Origin of the sequence: Spiroplasma endosymbiont of Danaus chrysippus (genome assembly GCF_902809815.1) — a bacterium.
In the GTDB taxonomy this organism is placed as follows: domain Bacteria; phylum Bacillota_I; class Bacilli_A; order Mycoplasmatales; family VBWQ01; genus Spiroplasma_E.
On sequence record NZ_CADDIL010000004.1, the window covers coordinates 143,125 to 161,404 of the forward strand.

The 18,280-nt window shown below is 24.5% G+C and carries 20 protein-coding genes and 8 tRNA genes; 8 read left to right on the top strand and 20 right to left on the bottom strand.

Annotated features, from left to right (window positions below; translation table 4 throughout):
• Positions 1-9 precede the first annotated feature (9 nt).
• Both SPIRDC1_RS05980 and SPIRDC1_RS05985 read right to left on the bottom strand, forming a co-directional pair.
• Positions 10-1,692 (bottom strand): phospho-sugar mutase, encoded by a 1,683-nt coding sequence (locus SPIRDC1_RS05980; protein ID WP_174481000.1) that lies wholly within the window; start codon positions 1,690-1,692, stop codon positions 10-12.
• 168 nt (positions 1,693-1,860) lie between these two features.
• On the bottom strand, positions 1,861-2,190 hold the full coding sequence (locus tag SPIRDC1_RS05985) for a hypothetical protein (protein WP_174481001.1): 330 nt from the start codon (positions 2,188-2,190) through the stop codon (positions 1,861-1,863).
• Between the two features lie 915 nt (positions 2,191-3,105).
• Here SPIRDC1_RS05985 and SPIRDC1_RS05990 point away from each other — a divergent pair.
• Both SPIRDC1_RS05990 and SPIRDC1_RS05995 read left to right on the top strand, forming a co-directional pair.
• On the top strand, positions 3,106-3,333 hold the full coding sequence (locus tag SPIRDC1_RS05990; protein WP_174481002.1) for a hypothetical protein: 228 nt from the start codon (positions 3,106-3,108) through the stop codon (positions 3,331-3,333).
• On the top strand, positions 3,333-3,530 hold the full coding sequence (locus tag SPIRDC1_RS05995) for a hypothetical protein (protein ID WP_174481003.1): 198 nt from the start codon (positions 3,333-3,335) through the stop codon (positions 3,528-3,530). Before SPIRDC1_RS05990 ends, SPIRDC1_RS05995 begins: the two co-directional genes overlap by 1 nt.
• Positions 3,531-3,583: 53 nt before the next feature.
• Here the strand turns inward: SPIRDC1_RS05995 and SPIRDC1_RS06000 are convergent.
• From SPIRDC1_RS06000 to SPIRDC1_RS06010, 4 genes are all read right to left on the bottom strand, one after another.
• A tRNA-Gly gene (locus SPIRDC1_RS06000) sits at positions 3,584-3,657 on the bottom strand.
• A 69-nt stretch (positions 3,658-3,726) separates the two neighbouring features.
• Positions 3,727-4,194 carry a hypothetical protein gene (locus SPIRDC1_RS06005; RefSeq protein ID WP_174481004.1) on the bottom strand — a complete coding sequence of 156 codons (468 nt, stop codon included), beginning with the start codon at positions 4,192-4,194 and terminating at the stop codon, positions 3,727-3,729.
• Between the two features lie 47 nt (positions 4,195-4,241).
• Entirely contained in the window at positions 4,242-4,370 is a 129-nt protein-coding gene (locus SPIRDC1_RS10320; protein WP_255495923.1) for a hypothetical protein, read from the bottom strand.
• 5 nt (positions 4,371-4,375) lie between these two features.
• Entirely contained in the window at positions 4,376-5,920 is a 1,545-nt protein-coding gene (locus SPIRDC1_RS06010) for a sodium-dependent transporter (RefSeq protein ID WP_174481005.1), read from the bottom strand.
• Positions 5,921-6,406: 486 nt separating this feature from the next.
• Between SPIRDC1_RS06010 and SPIRDC1_RS06015 the strand changes: the two genes are divergently transcribed.
• Positions 6,407-7,435, top strand: coding sequence for a hypothetical protein (locus SPIRDC1_RS06015; RefSeq protein ID WP_174481006.1), 1,029 nt, complete (start codon positions 6,407-6,409; stop codon positions 7,433-7,435).
• A gap of 73 nt (positions 7,436-7,508) precedes the next feature.
• Here the strand turns inward: SPIRDC1_RS06015 and SPIRDC1_RS06020 are convergent.
• The 8 genes from SPIRDC1_RS06020 to SPIRDC1_RS06055 all read right to left on the bottom strand — a co-directional run bounded on the left by SPIRDC1_RS06020 (position 7,509) and on the right by SPIRDC1_RS06055 (position 9,480).
• Positions 7,509-7,590: transfer RNA gene (locus SPIRDC1_RS06020), tRNA-Leu, on the bottom strand.
• 61 nt (positions 7,591-7,651) lie between these two features.
• Positions 7,652-7,739 (bottom strand) — tRNA-Leu (locus SPIRDC1_RS06025).
• A gap of 6 nt (positions 7,740-7,745) precedes the next feature.
• A tRNA-Lys gene (locus SPIRDC1_RS06030) sits at positions 7,746-7,820 on the bottom strand.
• Positions 7,821-7,836: 16 nt separating this feature from the next.
• Positions 7,837-7,911 (bottom strand) — tRNA-Gln (locus SPIRDC1_RS06035).
• Positions 7,912-7,921: 10 nt separating this feature from the next.
• A tRNA-Tyr gene (locus SPIRDC1_RS06040) sits at positions 7,922-8,006 on the bottom strand.
• A gap of 11 nt (positions 8,007-8,017) precedes the next feature.
• A tRNA-Thr gene (locus tag SPIRDC1_RS06045) sits at positions 8,018-8,094 on the bottom strand.
• A gap of 7 nt (positions 8,095-8,101) precedes the next feature.
• Positions 8,102-8,177: transfer RNA gene (locus tag SPIRDC1_RS06050), tRNA-Val, on the bottom strand.
• Between the two features lie 307 nt (positions 8,178-8,484).
• The gene (locus SPIRDC1_RS06055; RefSeq protein ID WP_174481007.1) at positions 8,485-9,480 is read right to left on the bottom strand and encodes an IS3 family transposase; all 996 of its coding nucleotides are present in this window, start codon (positions 9,478-9,480) and stop codon (positions 8,485-8,487) included.
• 227 nt (positions 9,481-9,707) lie between these two features.
• Between SPIRDC1_RS06055 and SPIRDC1_RS06060 the strand changes: the two genes are divergently transcribed.
• The 4 genes from SPIRDC1_RS06060 (at position 9,708) to SPIRDC1_RS06075 (ending at position 11,588) form a co-directional block, all read left to right on the top strand.
• The gene (locus tag SPIRDC1_RS06060; RefSeq protein WP_174481008.1) at positions 9,708-9,899 is read left to right on the top strand and encodes a hypothetical protein; all 192 of its coding nucleotides are present in this window, start codon (positions 9,708-9,710) and stop codon (positions 9,897-9,899) included.
• Positions 9,900-10,018: 119 nt separating this feature from the next.
• The gene (locus SPIRDC1_RS06065) at positions 10,019-10,336 is read left to right on the top strand and encodes a hypothetical protein (protein WP_174481009.1); all 318 of its coding nucleotides are present in this window, start codon (positions 10,019-10,021) and stop codon (positions 10,334-10,336) included.
• A gap of 9 nt (positions 10,337-10,345) precedes the next feature.
• Positions 10,346-10,972, top strand: a complete 627-nt coding sequence (locus SPIRDC1_RS06070; protein ID WP_174481010.1) for a cysteine hydrolase family protein — start codon at positions 10,346-10,348, stop codon at positions 10,970-10,972.
• A 238-nt stretch (positions 10,973-11,210) separates the two neighbouring features.
• Complete coding sequence (locus SPIRDC1_RS06075) at positions 11,211-11,588, top strand: hypothetical protein (protein WP_174481011.1); 378 nt, start codon at positions 11,211-11,213, stop codon at positions 11,586-11,588.
• 172 nt (positions 11,589-11,760) lie between these two features.
• Here the strand turns inward: SPIRDC1_RS06075 and SPIRDC1_RS06080 are convergent, their stop codons facing one another.
• From SPIRDC1_RS06080 to SPIRDC1_RS06090, 3 genes are all read right to left on the bottom strand, one after another.
• The gene (locus SPIRDC1_RS06080) at positions 11,761-13,071 is read right to left on the bottom strand and encodes a glucose-6-phosphate isomerase (protein WP_233214993.1); all 1,311 of its coding nucleotides are present in this window, start codon (positions 13,069-13,071) and stop codon (positions 11,761-11,763) included.
• 170 nt (positions 13,072-13,241) lie between these two features.
• The gene (locus tag SPIRDC1_RS06085) at positions 13,242-13,619 is read right to left on the bottom strand and encodes a S1 RNA-binding domain-containing protein (RefSeq protein WP_174481012.1); all 378 of its coding nucleotides are present in this window, start codon (positions 13,617-13,619) and stop codon (positions 13,242-13,244) included.
• A gap of 497 nt (positions 13,620-14,116) precedes the next feature.
• Positions 14,117-15,112, bottom strand: a complete 996-nt coding sequence (locus SPIRDC1_RS06090; RefSeq protein WP_174479968.1) for an IS3 family transposase — start codon at positions 15,110-15,112, stop codon at positions 14,117-14,119.
• 170 nt (positions 15,113-15,282) lie between these two features.
• Between SPIRDC1_RS06090 and SPIRDC1_RS06095 the strand changes: the two genes are divergently transcribed.
• Positions 15,283-15,906, top strand: coding sequence for a DDE-type integrase/transposase/recombinase (locus SPIRDC1_RS06095; protein WP_174480336.1), 624 nt, complete (start codon positions 15,283-15,285; stop codon positions 15,904-15,906).
• 53 nt (positions 15,907-15,959) lie between these two features.
• On the opposite strand, the gene SPIRDC1_RS06100 is transcribed toward SPIRDC1_RS06095, so the two are convergent.
• The 3 genes from SPIRDC1_RS06100 to SPIRDC1_RS06110 are packed head-to-tail and all read right to left on the bottom strand — an operon-like array spanning position 15,960 to position 18,232.
• Positions 15,960-16,514 (bottom strand): 5-formyltetrahydrofolate cyclo-ligase, encoded by a 555-nt coding sequence (locus SPIRDC1_RS06100; protein WP_233214994.1) that lies wholly within the window; start codon positions 16,512-16,514, stop codon positions 15,960-15,962.
• Positions 16,504-16,962, bottom strand: a complete 459-nt coding sequence (gene sufU, locus SPIRDC1_RS06105) for a Fe-S cluster assembly sulfur transfer protein SufU (protein ID WP_174481014.1) — start codon at positions 16,960-16,962, stop codon at positions 16,504-16,506. The genes SPIRDC1_RS06100 and sufU overlap by 11 nt, the downstream gene beginning before the upstream one ends.
• Positions 16,949-18,232, bottom strand: coding sequence for an aminotransferase class V-fold PLP-dependent enzyme (locus tag SPIRDC1_RS06110; RefSeq protein WP_174481015.1), 1,284 nt, complete (start codon positions 18,230-18,232; stop codon positions 16,949-16,951). Before SPIRDC1_RS06110 ends, sufU begins: the two co-directional genes overlap by 14 nt.
• Between the last annotated feature and the right edge of the window lie 48 nt (positions 18,233-18,280).

Below are 18,280 nucleotides of genomic sequence, written 5' to 3' on the forward strand. Positions count from 1 at the left end.
AGTTCCTTTCTATCATTTTATATCTTTGATATTTAGATATTTGATAGCTAATTCTTCATACATTTTTCTCATTTTTAATTGTGCATCATTAATGGTTTTATCAACACAAACAAAATAGAATTTAATTTTTGGCTCAGTTCCACTAGGTCTAACAGCAAATCATGAACCATCACTGAAGTAAAATTTTAGTAAATTTTGCGATGGCATTCCATGTAAACCAGTTTGATAATCTTCAACTTTAATTGTTTTAATATTATTAAGTGTTGGTATTTTACTAGTTCTTAATGTTTCTAACATATTATTAATAGTATTTTGTCCTGTTTTGCCTTTTAAAATAAGATTAACAGTATAACAGTAATAATATCCAAATTTTTGATAAATATTTTCTAAAACATCAACTAATGTTTTTTGTGACTTTTGATAATATCAAGCCGCTTCTGCTGCTACTATTGCTGATTGAATACCATCTTTGTCACGAGTAATATCTTTAATAACATAACCATATGCTTCTTCAAAACCAAAAACAAAGTTAATGTTACGTGCTTTTTCTTTTAGCATTTCTGCACCAATTCATTTAAAGCCAGTTAACGTTTTAATAACTTGACATCCATATGATTTAGCAATCATATCAGATAAATTTGAAGTAACAAATGTATTGTACATAACAGGATTTTTTGGCGTTGTTTTATTAAGTTGATAATGGCTTAATAAATATTCTAATAAAATTGGTGCTGTTTCATTACCTGTTAATAATACATAATCATTATTATGTTTTACAGCAATACCAATGCGATCAGCATCAGGATCATTTAAAATAATTAATGGTGCATCATGTTTTTTAGCATGTTTAATTGCTAAATCAAATGTTGGTTTTACTTCGGGATTGGGCGACACTACACCTTTAAAATCAGGGTCATAGTTAGCTTGCTCTGTTACTAAAATAATTTCATAACCGCATTGTTCTAAAATTGGTTTAACTCATTCACGACTAGTACCGTGTAGATTAGAAAATACAATTTTAAAGTTACGATTTTTAACTTGTGGATAAAACTGTAAATTTTTAATATCGTCACGATAATTATCTTCTACTGTTGAAGGCACTTCTTTAATTAGGTTAGTATCATAATCGAATGTTAATTGAAAATCATCAGGCAATTGTTTCATTTTATTGCTAATTATATTGGTAACATTAGGAAGAAATTGACAGCCATATTGATCATAAATTTTATAACCATTATATTCAGGAGGATTATGACTGGCTGTAATAACAATTCCAGCAAGAGCATTAACTTTTCTAATACTATATGAAAGTACTGGTGTTGGTCTTAAATCATTATTTTTAAATAAAAAAACAGGAATTTTATGTTTAGCTAAAGTTTTTGCTGTTAACATTGTAAATTCTCCTGAAAAGTGACGATTATCATGAGCAATAATAACACCACGAAGTAAGTCTTTTTCAGAAAAGGCAGATTTTAAATATTGAATAAATGCGACAGTTGCTTTCATAATAATAATTTCATTAATTCTGCCGGTACCAACTCCAGTAATACCACGCATGCCAGCTGTACCAAATTCTAAAGTTGTAGTAAAAGCATCTTCAATTTCACTTTTAGACATTGTAGTTAATTGTTTTTTTAAGTGTTGTGGTAAGTTTTGCTTTTTTCAAATCTCATATGTTTTTAGTACATTCATTATTATTTCTCCTTTATAATAAAAAATTAAGTTTATAGGTAAATCATACTATAAAATAAGAAGAAAATAAATTTTAGTAGTTAATCTAAACATAAATTTTTAATTAAATAATAAAAAATAAAATTATTAAAAATTTCAATTTCAATCTTTAATAATTTTATTTTATTTTTATATTGATTGTGAATTGGTTTTATTTATAATTGTTATTGGTTGTTTGTCATTTTTAATAGAATTTATTGCTTTAATATTTATTTTTTTATTTGCTTTTGAAGTTTTAATTAGTTTATATAATGGTACTTGTTTGTTATCTTTATTAAGATACTGATCACTAGTAATAGTACCAACAAGTTTTTCATTATTATTTAGTAATATTTCAGCAAGAGATGTTGTTATTGGTAATTGTGGTTTAATTTTTCTTGAATTTGTTGTTGTTTTTTCTTTAAAAACTTGTTTTTCTTTTTCTGTTATAAGATTTTCTGATTTTTTACTATATAGCACTTCTAAATATCTCCTTTTTCAAATTAAAAACCTATTTACTTTAAAATAAAAGTAAATAGGTAAAAACTTATATTAATTTTAGGAAAATTATATCATAATATCTATATTAAATATAGATATTTTTCATTTATTTTTGTACTAGATAACTATTGTTTAATTAGAAATAGTTACCTCCTTAGAAGTTTTATAATTTAATTGTTTATAAAAAATACATGTATATGAAATTAAATATTAATACTTATATAAGTGTTAATTATAATTTTCATCAAAAGTATTATTTTTTATGTTATTATATATTCATAATTTAATAACTGTTCAGTCCTAATATAGATATATCTCTATGTTAGGACTTTTATTAAATTAAAGTTTTAAAGAAAAGGAAAAAAAATTAAAAGAAATTCCTAAAGATAAAACTAAAACAAATTAATTAAAGTAGCAGTAAGCAATAGAACAGTTCTTACTTATGCTTGAGATCCCAGATTAGTTAATAAGAAACATTGTGAGGTTGAGTTACAAATTATGAAACAAATGATTATTTTTGTTTCTATTGTTACACCTGACTATGTAGAGATAAAAAACTTAGTTAAAAAAATGACAAAAACAAGTGAGTGATTTAATAAATAAAACTGAAGTTCCAATCAGTGAATATAAAAAATTTTGTTTTAAAAACAATTTCAGGACAATTATAAATAAAGATTGCATTTGCAATCTTTATTTATCTCTTTATATTAATTTTTAAGTTATTAATTTTTTTATTGATTTTACTTGGAATTTCTTGTAAATGAGTTACAATTGTATTAAAGTTTTAAAGGAACTTTGGAACAAAATATTTTGGTTTTTTTATAGACCTCGTTTAAATTTTTGTATTTAAATTAGGTTTTTTGTTTTATTATATCGTTTAAAGGAGTGAGAAATATGAAATCACAATTTTATAGAGATGGAATAATTTATTATGCAATGAATTTAGAAAAGTGAGCAAATGTTGAAAATAAAACTTACTTTATAAAATATCATGATGTGATTTTAAAATTAACTGATATCATTAATTGTTATGATTTAAAAAATATTTCTGAAGTAAAAGTTTATAAGTTCTTAGCAGATGCTTTTAATAGTCGAATTTTAAAAGAAGTAGGGGATAACTAATGAAAATTAATTTAGAAGAATGCACAAATAATAAAATAAAATATTTAGAATCATTACCAGAAAGAACTAATGGAATGTCTTTAGTTATGTATCCAGTAAATTCATGAGCAGAAATAATTAATAAATGTGCTTGCAGTAATTCTAGTGATGAAGAAACAACAGTAGTACTACAAACTAAAAAAGGTCCTAAAATATAAACCATTATAAAATAAAAAAAGGCGTATTAATTACGGCTTTTATTTTTTTATAATGGAGCGGGTGATGGGAATCGAACCCACGTCTTCAGCTTGGAAGGCTGTAATAATACCATTATACGACACCCGCAGTTATGTTAACCACCATGTATTTATATCATATTACTAAAATTAAAGTCAACTACTTTTGATAAACAAGTTAAAAAAAATTATTTTTTAATCTTTTTTTCAATATGTTTATTTTTTTCTTTTTAAATAAAAGAAGTTTTTCTTTAAAGAAATAAGAAACAATGACAAAAATAATTGAAGCTATAGCAAAAAAATGAGCAATTAATCATATAATTCAGAATTTATTAATATTTAAACTAAAAAGAAAAGTTGTGCACAATATTGTGATAATTAGTGACAATGTTAAAAATACTAATAAAATTTGTTTTTTATTAGTAACTCATATTGGCATAATAAAAATAAATAGAATTATACTAGTAATTGGTCAAATCATAATTTGAATTGAAGTATTCATAATTTTGGCAACAAATGAGTTTTGAGATTTAGGAAAAAAATTATTAGTCATAAACATTAGTCAAACTAAAAATAAAAATAAAGAAGCAATTGTTAAAATTATTTTGCTAATTAATAAAATTTGTTTTAATTTATTTTTTTCCATTTCACTCACCATTTAATAATAAGTATACTAAAATATTTTAAAAAATATTATTCTTTGTTTTTTTCTTTTCTTTTTTGTTTTTTATGACTCTTAAAATCCATTATGACAAAGAAAATAAAAAGACCAATAATACTTACTAAAGAAATTACCATTAAAATAATTGCTCCAACATCCATGTTTTTTAACCTCTTTCAGTTTTTGTTTTTATTTTAAATAATTTATTAAAACCATTATGAATATTTTTATGATAAGTTAAGATAAAAGTTAAAAGTAAAACTAACCCAACACCAAGTGTTAGACCAACTGTACCATAGACAAAATTAGCATTGATAATATTAATAATAAAATCATAGATACCAGTAACAATATTAATTAAAATTAAAATTGGTGCGATAATTAAAATTACTATTTTATATCCTTTTGTTCATTTCATTCATGAATTTTCATTATTATATAATTTTAATGTATCATATAGTTTTCAGCCATATGGACTAATACCAATTAATAAAATAAACCCAATTATTAGTAGTCAAATTTGTGCTACTCAGATTGCTAGCCCATTAAACAGCGCTGGTGAATTACTAAAGGTAAATAATACTGATACTGCCATTGCTCCTAATAATGATATTGCTAATGCTTGTTTGCGCTTTAAATGAATTTCATATTCTAGACCATTTACCATTGATTCAACTTGACCAATTAGTGAGGACATACCCGCAAAGAAAAGTGTAACAAAAAATAATATTGCTAAAATATTTCCTAAAATAGGAACTTGATTATTAATAATAGCAAATAATTGTGGTATTACTTGGAAAATCAAAGCAGGACCTGCTTGAAATACATCTTTAATATCAGTTTTATCTTGATTTTGAGCAATTGCACTTATTGAATTAAAAACAATAATTGTTGTTAATATACCAATAACGCTAGTACCAAAGGCTACTACAAAAGCTTGATTAGTACTATCTTGTTTTTCAGGAGCATGAGCTGCATAAATATAAATGGTTCCTGTACATGTTGATAACATAAAGAATGATTGACCAAAAGCATCTTTTCATAATCCAGGATTTAATAATTCTTTAGCATCTAAATCAAACATTACATTTAATCCAAGTTTAGCACCTGATAATGTACTAGTATAAATTGCTAAAATAATAATCATTAAAAATAAAAATGGAATCATAATTTTATTCGCTTTTTCAATTCCTTTTTCAACACCACCTAGTAGAATGATACCCAAAATAATTCATACACCAATTGTTGCAAGTAAAATCATTCAATTTAAGTTACCTAGGCTATTTAAATTGCTAATATCTTGATCATTTGTTTGTTGTAAAATATTATGATAAAAATAAGAACCTTTATTTAAATTAGAAGTAAAACTAATAATAATATTAATTAAAGTTCATCCTACTAAAACACTATAATAAGTACTTAGTAAAATAACGGTTGTTGAATGCAATCAAGAGAAAAAAGCACCCTTTTTACCTCCAACCTCACTAAAAAATTCAATATGATTTTTGCGATATTTATTACCAATTGTCATTTCAATAAATAAAACTGGTATTGCACAAATTACCATACATATTAAAAAAGGGATTAGAAAAGCACCATGATGGTTATACATTTGAGTTGAAAATCCTCAAATACCACCTAATCCTACTGCCGAACCCATTACTGAAAGTAAGAATCCTAATTTTGAGATATTTAAGCGTTGTTTTTTCATATTAATAAATGACCTCCTTTATAACAGTTAATTATACAAAAAAAATATTTTATTAAAACCAATTTCAGTAAATAAAATTTTGCGATGTTATTTATTAATAATGTCTATTGGAAAATATATAGAAAATCAAAATTTTATTTTATTTAATAAAATGATATTATTACAAATAAATAATAAGAAAAAACAAGGTTTTTAAGTAAATTTTAAAAAAGTAATATTAAAAAATAAAACTCCTCCTTATATAAGGAATAAATAAAAAATTATTTTTAATATTATTAATTTAATTATTTAAGTTATTAAAATTATTTTTCATAATTTCAATATTAATGATTATATTATTTTCATTTATTTAATATAGGGTTATAATACAAGAAGTAATAAATAAAGACTAGAGTTTAGCTCATATTTAAGAATTGTAATTCTTAATATGGGTGTTTTTATATTAATTTTATTACTTTTAATTATTTTTTAGAAAGGATTAAAAATATGGATTCATCACCAGCAATAAGTTATTCTTCTACAGAACAATTATTACCAAGTGATTTAATATCAACTAATAATAGAAATAGGGTAGCACCCACTATAAGAGATGTGTTGCTTACTCTTGGTAATTCAATGGTAACTGGGGGTAACTATTTATTATATCAAGATGGAGTATTATCACTAGTACCAGCATTATGTTTTATGGTGGAAGGAGCAGTTAATTCAAAAATTTCGTTAACTAATTTAATATTAATATATCGAAATATTAATAATGTAAATATTAATAATTTATTAACAGGAGTAAGTTTTGCAACAGCACCGTTATTACCACTAGCAGTAGCTTGACTTAACTGACCAACACCCAATCCAGATACATTACCTATTACATATGCTTTTATTACAGCAGCAGCAACTTCAAGTTTAAATCATATAGTGACAATTAGTAAAAAAATATCAGAATGTTGTGCACCTAATAATGAAGAAAATGCAATAAATCAACAACGTAATATATGACAAAAAATAGGTAATACAGCAGCAAGTTTATTAGCACCAATAACTATTGCTAGTGCAATTACTGGTGTTAGTCTTTTTGCATATCATGAATTAAGTAATCCAAATAATAATAATGATGATCAACCATTTTATAAAAAAAGATCAACGGCTTTTTGAGAAACAATAGCTGGTCTTGCAATAGTTGGTACTGGTTTATTAGTAAATACTGGAATGGAATTATATGAAAATTGATGTGCGGATGTTAATGATTTTGATGAGGAAGATAATTATGAAAATATTTCTAGCAGTACATCTTCACCATCATCATCAAGTTCTGAAGATAGTGATGATAATAATCCATTATTAAATAAACCTTTTAATCCAGAAAAAATTAATAATGTAGAGAAAACACAATCAGTCATGTCAACTTCTCATGTTGTTGAAATAGCTGATCCTAAACCACTTAATACAGCAGTATTAAATTCTGAAGAACGTTTGCCTGTTAAACAACAATCTTCAGAACGTCGATTATCAATTTAATAATATTTAATATTATAAAAATAAAAAGGTATTCTTAAAAGAATACCTTTTTATACTAATAATTTAATATTAGTGGTGCCCAGAGCGGGACTCGAACCCGCATGATTTCTCGGTAGATTTTGAGTCTACTGCGTCTGCCATTTCGCCATCTGGGCAAAATATAACTTACTTATAAAAAATGAGGAATACTTCCTCGTCATTAATAAATATATAAAATGGTGCCCAGAGCGAGACTCGAACTCGCACAACCTGTAAAAGTCATCGGATCTTAAGCCCGACGTGTCTACCATTTCACCACCTGGGCATCAAATGGTGTCCCCGGCAAGGATCGAACTTGCGACACCTCGGTTAAAAGCCGAGTGCTCTACCGCTGAGCTACGAGGACAAATTAATAAAATATATGGCTGAGGTGGTTGGATTTGAACCAACGCATGACGGCGTCAAAGGCCGTTGCCTTACCGCTTGGCTACACCCCAATAAGTAATATGGTGGAGGGGGAGGGAGTCGAACCCCCGAACTCGAAGAGATCTGGTTTACAGCCAGGTGCAGTTGGCCACTTTGCTACCCCTCCATAAATAATAATGGTGCTGATGACAGGAATCGAACCTGCAACCTACGGTTTACAAAACCGTTGCTCTGCCGGATTGAGCCACATCAGCAGGTAAATGGTGGAGTATGACGGACTTGAACCGCCGACCTATTGCTTGTAAGGCAATTGCTCTCCCAGCTGAGCTAATACTCCTTATTTATTGTTTTATTAGAATTATTTATTCTTAAAAAACCTTAATCATTATAATAGATATTTTTCACATTTACAATTATTTTTTAAAGATAATGTAAAATTATTTTATTTTTAATTATTTTTTAAAAGAAAACTTAAAAGAAAAAACCAAAAAAAATAATTTTATGTTAAATATTACTATTTTATACCTATTTTCAGTTTTATATATTTTAAATATAATATTTTTTTAAAGTTTGCTACAATTTTTTGAGCCATATTTATATTGGTGGTTAGCCCTAAATACTGGACCACTTTTGGATAGACAGTTTTAAATTTTTATTTGTGAAATTGGTGGTTTTAGAAATTTAAAATGTATTCTTTCGTAATTATAAAACATAATATATTGGTTTACATCATTTATAGCTTCATTGAGAGAAAAATATTGATTTGAACCTTTAGGTAGTCATTCTTGAGATAAATGAGAAAATCAGTTTTCAGATATTACATTGCCACCAATATCATAAGGTTGTTTTTTGCTTAAAATTATTTGCTTATCAGCAGCTCAATTTGTGATGTCTTGACAATAAAATTCGTTGGCGTTATCTGATTGTAAAATAACGTTTTTTACTTGGTTTCAAGAGAATTGTTGATTTATTTTTTCAAGTGCAGGAAGGATTAAATCTTGATAGGATTTGTTTGAACATGTATTATAGCTTACAATATTATTTGAATAAAAATCAATAATTACAAAAAGATATAATCAACCTTCTTTAGTATTTATTTGTTTAGTGTCCATTGATCAAATTTGATTTGAAGAGGTTGTACTTTTATAATCTTTGTTTACTTTATCCATTGTAGGTATTCACTTATTTGGATTTTTTTTGTTTTTAGGATAGTTATTTTTAGTTTGTTTTAATCCTTGAAGATTGTGATCTTTCATAATTTTTCGCATTTGTTTTGTTGATAATTCTAGATTTAAAATAATATGTTTGTATTGTTTTAATCATTCTTTAAATGCTGAAAAAATTCGTAAATAGCCATAAATTTGTCCTTTTCTTGTAAAATGAAATTCAAGTAAAAGTTGGCATAATTCTTGATATTTATGTGTACAATTACTAATTTGATTTTTTTCTTTTTTAATAGGGTTTTGTTTGTTTTTTACAAAATAATATGTTGATCGGTTTAGTTGAAGATGTTGGCAAAGATATCTAATTGAATATTGGTTTTTGCTATCATCAATAATTTGAATTTTTTGTTTGATATTTAACTTGTTAATTACTAATGCTATTTGTTTAATTTTATCCATTATTAAAAATCCTTTCATGTCAAAATTAGTGTTAATTGTATAACACAATTGTTTTTCGAATACATTCAAGTTTTTTTTAAATTAATGGTCTAGTAAAAAGGGCTAAGTAGCAAGTAGCAAGTAGCGTTAAACTTCTAGCAACTAAAGTTGCTGAAAATCATGATGGGTTTTGAATTTTAAGAAATTCTCATCATTGAACTATTGGAGATTTTATTAAGGGTAGTATAACTAATTTTGGTGTTACTATGTCATTAACTGATTTTTTTGATAATTTTAAAATTGTAATTGCTGCATTAGGTGGAACTGCGACTTTAACAGGTACAGCAGCACAGTTGCAAATAGGAGTAATCTTAGCGGTTATTGCTACTCCGATCTTATTTTTTACAAGTCTTATTATTTTTGGATACAGTTGTTATTTAAAAGTAGTAAAAAAATAAAAATAGCAATTTATTAATTTTAAAAAATTCTTATTTTTCACATTAAAGTAAGAATTTTTTTATTTATTTTATAGCAGTAATATAACAATGATATAATTAAAAAAAAATAGGTGATAATAATGATAACTAAAAATTGATGAAAAAAATTACCTCTTGATGAAAAAATAATTACTATTTTATTTTTTTCTGGTTTTATATTTTTGTTATTAGGGTTAATTATGTTATTAAGTATTAAAATAGAAAACATTTTTAATGGATTTAATTTTATTTATATAAATGGTGTAATTGATAGTTTAACCTATCAAAGTAGTCAGGGAATAACAGTAGATATTTTCTTTTTAAAAGTAGGAATTATTTTTACTATTTTCTTAATGCCAATTTGTTCTGGCTGTAGTATAATTTGATTTATTATTAAACGATTAATTTTTAAAAAATAGAGGTGAATAATGAAAAATAATGATTCATTTATTGAAATTATAAATAAAACTTTGGATAAAACAGTTAATTTAAATTTTAAAACTTTAAAAGGTCATAATATTATATTTATTGTTGATATGGTTAATGGCTTTGCTAAAAAAGGAAATTTATTTTCACTCAATATTAATTCAATTATTAAACCAATTAAAAATTTATTAGCAAAAGTAAACACTAATGAAACTAAAGTTATTGCTTTTAATGATGCTCATAATGAACATAGTCCCGAATTTCATACTTTTCCTAGTCATTGTTTGGAAAATACTATTGAATCAGAGTTAGTAGAAGAATTAAAATTTGACAATATTAAGATTATTAAAAAAAATAGTACTAATGGTTTTTTTGCTTTTGATTTTAAGCCAAATTTACAATGGGATAACATTATTATTGTTGGTTGTTGTACTGATATTTGTATTTATCAATTTGCTATTAGTTGTAAAACTTGATTTAATCAGCACAATAAAGAAGTAAATGTTATTGTTCCAATGACAATGACAAATACTTATGATCAACCAGAGCATCCAGCTCATATTTTAAATCAATATGCATGATATTCAATGCTTAAAAATGGCATTACTATTGTTAAGGATGTTATTTAATTAAAGTAGAATTTTAAATAAAATAAATTTATATAAATAATAAATTTTATACATATTATTTAATAATTTTTCTATTTAGAATAGAAATTATGATAAAATGATAAAATAATTTAATAAATGTTTATACCTAATATAGAAATTATTGTATATTAGGTTTTATTAAATTAAAGTTTTAAAGAAAAGGAAGATTAAAAGATGGCTAGTAAAGTAATCCAATCAGAAAGCGAGTATCAAGAACTTGAAAATAGCAATTAATAATAAATATTTTTGAAAATTTGAATTTAATTTAAATTTTAGAAATATGAGTTATGAAGATTTATCAATATTAAATATAAAATTATTAAATAATGAATTTAATGATATTTATCAAGAGATTATTAAGAATAATGAAATAAATGAAAAATTATCTTTCATTTTTATTGAATGTATTAATCAAGGTTTTTCTGAAGAAAAAGCACAATATTCTATTAAAGAGCAAATAACTAAGCATATAGTAGAAAGTTTTTTAATTAAAGAACAAGAACAAAAAATGGTAAATGAAATAAATCAATTTGATTTTATAAATGCACCATCAACTAGCACTGGTATATATCATTCACCATCATTTAAAATATAATTTAACTTATAATTACATTTATTTAGATTATTATTTGCAAAAAAATGTCATAATATAATATTGTAAATTAATAAGTGAAGAACAACTAAGTAAGTTATATAAAAACCATTCTTTTCAGAATGGTTTTTATATAACTATATTTTAATGTTTTATTAAATTTATTATTAGGAAATTATTTTTTACCTAATAATGTAAACATTTTCTTTTTGTATACTTCAACACCAGGTTGGTTAAATGGGTCAACACCTAATAATTTTGCACTAACAGCACAAGCCTTCATAAAGAAATAACTAGCATAACCAAACATTTTGCTATCCATTGTATCCCATTCTAATAAAATATTTGGAGTTTTTCCTACTATTTCATCACTATGAGCTTCAATAGTTCCTTGTAAGGCAATATTATTAATTTCATGTAAAGAATGTTTTGTTAAATAGTTTAATTGATCATTGTTTTCCTTATCAAGTGGAATTTTGATATCTTCATTAGGTTTTTTGATTTTTATTACTGTTTCAAAAAACATTTTTGAACCTTCTTGAATAAATTGGCCCATTGAATGTAAATCAGTTGAAAAAACAACACTAGCTGGTAATAATCCTTTGCCATCCTTACCTTCTGATTCACCAAATAATTGTTTTCATCATTCACATAACATTTGCATTTGTAATTCATAGCTTACTAAAATTTCAACTGCTTTATTATTAGTTTTATGTAAATGATAGCGAGAAACTGCATATAAATAGGCATCATTAACATCAATTTTATCACTTTTACATTCTTTTGCTGCTAATTGCGCACCAGCAATAATTTCTTCACAGTTAATTCCTGCTACCATCATCGGAAAAATACCAACAGGAGTTAAAACAGAGTATCTACCACCGATATTATTGGGAATAACAAAGCTTTCATATCCTTCTTCTTTTGCCAAATCATGGAGTACTCCTCTTGTTTTATCAGTAGTAGCGATAATTCTGTTATTAACAATATTCTTATTTTTCTTTTGTTTAATTAATAGTTCTTTTAACAAACGAAAGGCAATTGCTGGTTCAGTAGTAGTTCCTGATTTAGAAATAACATTAATGGCAAATTCTTTATCTTTTAAATATGATAAAAGTTGGTGAACATAAGTTGAACTCATGGTATTACCCATATAAATTACTTTAACAGGAGCCGTATTATTAAATAAACCTTGCACCATATCAATTCCTGCTCTAGCACCTAAGTATGATCCACCAATACCAATTACTACTAAAACTTGTATTTCTTTTTGTAGTTTCAATGCTAGAGTTTTCATTCGTTTTCAAGACTCTTGAAAAGTAATGTCTTTTTGGTATGCAAATGGAAAATCAATTCATCCTAATCAACCATCTTCATTTTTAGCATTACTTTCCAGTTCAGCGTTAATCGCTGTTACTTTTTCTTGATATAAAGTTGATAATTCTTTCATATTTAAATTAGTAAACTTTAAATTAGTTTTTATCACTATTCTATAACCTCCTTATAGTATTTAAAATTAAAATATTAATTCGTAATAATACTATTTAATATTTATAATAAAAATATAGTTGTAAAAATTTTAGATTGCAAGAAAAAAATAAAAAATATTGCCATTAAATAGCAATATTTTTTATTATTTGGAAGAAAAATAGTATTTTAATTATTTTCTTCTTTTTTAAATCAATTATCAACAGTTTCTCTTATTGGTGCAAATCCTTTACCATTTTCTTCAATTGAAGAATTATTCTTTGCAACTAATCCTTGTTCTTTTGTACTTAAACTTAATTGTTGTTTAGTATGATCAATACCTGTTATTTCTGCTTTAACTGATGTACCAATTGTAAAATAATCACTAACATTTTTAACAAATTTAGGGGTAATACGGCTAATGTGAATTAAACCAGAAAATCCATTTGGACACTTACAAAAAACTCCAAATTCCTTTATTCCAGTTGGAGTTACAGTAATAATGTCACCAACTTGAAATTGTTGAACATTTGATTCATTTTTTTCATTTTTAATAATTGTACTCATAATAAGTTAATTCCTCTTTCTTTTGTATAATTTAATAATTTAATAATACATAAAAATATTATAACATTATATTTAATCTTGAAGTTAAAATTAATAATATTAATTTTATGAATGTTTAAACATTAGAATGAGAAATTATTAATTGATTTTAAATTTAAAGATTATTAAAATATTAAATTTGTTAGCAATTTCTTTATTTTTAAAGAAATGAATGTTACTTGTAACAATATTACTAATTTTTTTTAATATTTTTCTTTATTTTATACTTAAAATGGTAAGTTAATATAGATATTTTATTTTATAAACATTATTAAAAATATTAGGATTTTATTATAATAATCCTGATTTTTCAAGTAATTCTTCTAGAAAAGTTCCCTTGATTTTTTTTTAATGCACCTCTACGGAAAATTTTTAAGACAAGAGGAACTTGTATATCATTAATTTTTTTCTTATCGGTGGTTAGCCCTAAATACTGGACCACTTTTGGATAGACAGTTTTAAATTTTTATTTGTGAAATTGGTGGTTTTAGAAATTTAGAATGTATTCTTTCGTAATTATAAAACATAATATATTGGTTTACATCATTTATAGCTTCATTGAGAGAAAAATATTGATTTGAACCTTTAGGTAGTCATTCTTGAGATAAATGAGAAAATCAGTTTTCAGATATTACATTGCCACCAATATCATAAGGTTGTTTTTTGCTTAAAATTATTTGCTTATCAGCAGCTCAATTTGTGATGTCTTGACAATAAAATTCGTTGGCGTTATCTGAGTGTAAAATAACGTTTTTTACTTGGTTTCAAGAGAATTGTTGATTTATTTTTTCAAGTGCAGGAAGAATTAAATCTTGATAGGATTTGTTTGAACATGTATTATAGCTTACAATATTATTTGAATAAAAATCAATAATTACAAAAAGATATAATCAACCTTCTTTAGTATTTATTTGTTTAGTGTCCATTGATCAAATTTGATTTGAAGAGGTTGTACTTTTATAATCTTTGTTTACTTTATCCATTGTAGGTATTCACTTATTTGGATTTTTTTTGTTTTTAGGATAGTTATTTTTAGTTTGTTTTAATCCTTGAAGATTGTGATCTTTCATAATTTTTCGCATTTGTTTTGTTGATAATTCTAGATTTAAAATAATATGTTTGTATTGTTTTAATCATTCTTTAAATGCTGAAAAAATTCGTAAATAGCCATAAATTTGTCCTTTTCTTGTAAAATGAAATTCAAGTAAAAGTTGGCATAATTCTTGATATTTATGTGTACAATTACTAATTTGATTTTTTTCTTTTTTAATAGGGTTTTGTTTGTTTTTTACAAAATAATATGTTGATCGGTTTAGTTGAAGATGTTGGCAAAGATATCTAATTGAATATTGGTTTTTGCTATCATCAATAATTTGAATTTTTTGTTTGATATTTAACTTGTTAATTACTAATGCTATTTGTTTAATTTTATCCATTATTAAAAATCCTTTCATGTCAAAATTAGTGTTAATTGTATAACACAATTGTTTTTCGAATACATTCAAGTTTTTTTTAAATTAATGGTCTAGTAAAAAGGGCTAAGTAGCAAGTAGCAAGTAGCTTTAAAGAATGATTAAAACAATACAAACATATTATTTTAAATCTAGAATTATCAACAAAACAAATGCGAAAAATTATGAAAGATCACAATCTTCAAGGATTAAAACAAACTAAAAATAACTATCCTAAAAACAAAAAAAATCCAAATAAGTGAATACCTACAATGGATAAAGTAAACAAAGATTATAAAAGTACAACCTCTTCAAATCAAATTTGATCAATGGACACTAAACAAATAAATACTAAAGAAGGTTGATTATATCTTTTTGTAATTATTGATTTTTATTCAAATAATATTGTAAGCTATAATACATGTTCAAACAAATCCTATCAAGATTTAATCCTTCCTGCACTTGAAAAAATAAATCAACAATTCTCTTGAAACCAAGTAAAAAACGTTATTTTACACTCAGATAACGCCAACGAATTTTATTGTCAAGACATCACAAATTGAGCTGCTGATAAGCAAATAATTTTAAGCAAAAAACAACCTTATGATATTGGTGGCAATGTAATATCTGAAAACTGATTTTCTCATTTATCTCAAGAATGACTACCTAAAGGTTCAAATCAATATTTTTCTCTCAATGAAGCTATAAATGATGTAAACCAATATATTATGTTTTATAATTACGAAAGAATACATTCTAAATTTCTAAAACCACCAATTTCACAAATAAAAATTTAAAACTGTCTATCCAAAAGTGGTCCAGTATTTAGGGCTAACCACCCCACCAAATATTAATTAGTAAAAATATAGTCTAATGGTATATCTCAATTATCGTGATTAATTATATAATGAATTTTTTGAATAGCAAAACCAAGTCCTATTTTACTAAAGTTAAATTTATTTTTAGATAAATAACGATCGTAAAAACCTTTACCATAACCAATACGATAATAATCTTTATCAAAGCCAATCAATGGTACTAACATACAATCAATTTGACTTCCTATAACTTTTTGGCAATTTAAACTTGGTTGTCCAATTTTAAAATCATTATCAAATACGATATCGTTTCAACTATTAATAAAGTAAAATTCCAAATGCTCACCATTCATTCTTGGTAAACAAACTTGTTTTAGATTTTTTCATAATAATTCAATAATTTCTTTAGTTTCTACTTCATATGGTAAGGAATTATAAAGAGCAAATACATTATTTTGTTTAAAATAATGTGATTCATTAAATTTATTGAAAATAATTTTATTTCACTTTTGATAATTATTTTTAGAAACATTTTTTAATTTTTTTAAATAAATGGTTCTTAAACTAATTTTATCCTTAATTTCCATTTCCATTTTTTTCACATTCTTTCTCAATTATTTTATTAATACCATTAATACCAATAAGGGCACATTTAATTCGATTACGCTGTCTTGGTACATTTTTAAAAGCAATCATATTTTCAATTATTTTATCATTAAATTGCTTTTCTGATAACATTGCTTGATAGTTAATAATAATTTCTTTTATTTGTGATATTGTTTTACCTTCAATTAAAATACAAAAAAGATCGGTTGCTGCAGTTGAAATAGCACACCCAATTCCAGTAAAGCGTGCGCTATTAATAACTTTATTTTTAATAGAAATTTCAACATGAAAATTATCAACACATGATTCATTGTTTTGATGATATGTCAAACTATTTGGTAAATTTTTAAAACCTTTATTTTTGGGATTACTATAGTGTTCAACAATTAGTTTGCGATAATAGTCTTGATTGTTATTAAAAGAATTCATTTAAAAAATCTCCTCCTTCATTAATCCCTTTTTTTAAAGCTATTACTAATAAGTCAATATCTTTTTTACAATTGTATATGTAAAAACTAAGACGAATTGTTACTTCAGCGTTAATTATATTAGGTAATAATTTAGCACAATAAGTTCCACTGCGTACGCATATATTTTGTGTTCCTAAAAAATTAGCAACATCTTGTGCAAATATTTTTTTAATATTAAATATTATGTTACTACTATTGCCATCAATATTATAAATTTCAATGTTATTTCCTAACTGCGCTGTTAATTGTTCAATTGCGTATTTTTTTAGTAAAATTTCATGATTTCTAATATTTTCAATACCAATCTTTAATAAATACTTAATAGCTGCACCTAGCCCAAATACACCCGCAATATTTTGTGTTCCACCTTCAAAACGATAAGGACTATCTAATAAGTTAAATTTACCATTTTCATAAATATCACCATTCATGCCTCCACCCAATATTAGTGGATCTAGCATATTTAATCATTCGTTTTTTCCTCAAAAGACACCGATTCCAGTTGGACCAAAAACTTTATGACCAGAAAATCCAAAAAAATCAATATTTCAATTTTTAACATCGGTTTTTATATGTCCTATTGATTGTGCACCATCTATTATTACTAAAATATTTTTAAAAATTCAATTATCACTTTTAACATTTTTTTTACCATATTCTTTAATAAAATTAGTTAATGTTTCAGTATCATTTTCTATTGCTAAAGAATTATTAATATTTGCAAAAGCAACTATTCTAGTTTTAGGTGTTAAAACTTTTTTTAAATTTTCAACAGTAATGACTCCTTGTTTATTTGTTTCAATAAATTTTATTTTAATTTTTTTAGTTTGTATCAAACGATAAAATGGTAAGAGTAATGAGCTATGTTCTAAAGTGGTTAATAAAATTTCATCATTTTCTTGTAAATATTTTTCTAAGCTAAAAGCAATTTGATTATAAGCAAAAGTTGCTGAAGGACAAAAAACTATTTCGTTTTCGTTACTATTAATAAATTTACTAATTGTTTTTCTAGTGTCTTCAAATATATCATTTCCCTTAACAGCAAGTTGATAATCTTGACTATGTGGATTAATACAATATTTTTCATAATAATCCCTAACAGCATCAATAACTATTTGTGGTTTTAGTGAAGAAGCCGCTGTATCTAAATAAACTAAATCAGGATTATTTTTAAAAAAGGGAAAATCAATTTTAAAGGTATTATCATTAATGTTTATTTTTTTATTCATATTTACTCCTATATCATTATCATTACACCAAATATAATATACTTATAC